This is a genomic window from Mesorhizobium sp. ArgA1, assembly GCF_053714375.1.
Map to the genome: position 1 here is coordinate 1 of NZ_JBSKBQ010000159.1, position 361 is coordinate 361.

The 361-nt window shown below is 63.4% G+C and carries 1 pseudogene; it reads right to left on the reverse strand.

The features are described from left to right. Window positions 1-92 precede the first annotated feature (92 nt). Window positions 93-361: pseudogene (locus ACWGTI_RS32810) on the reverse strand (DUF309 domain-containing protein); the annotation flags it as partial.

Below are 361 nucleotides of genomic sequence, written 5' to 3' on the forward strand. Positions count from 1 at the left end.
TCGCCGGAAGAGGTGGTCGCGGCAAACCGCTGCATTTGGTGACGGCCGGGCCGCCAGGGGCGTGTGAACGTGGTGGTCAGCCGCCTTATGTGCTATGCGGTATGCTGTTGCGCGTGGCTTTGCCACGATGATCTGATCCCGAGGACGAAATCAAACACCGGTTGCGGCCGGCCAAGTGGCACGGCCGGCAACGATGCCGGGACCTCTGTCGCTGCCTCGGCATAGTCGGCGAGGATTGCTGGCGGGAGGCCAAGCACGTTTTCAAAGATGTGTTCCGACGGGCCGTTCAACCGACGAAACAGCATTGCGCCGCGCCGGGAGTGGCGCGCGGCCGCAGCAGTTTTGCCCTCACGTATCTTTA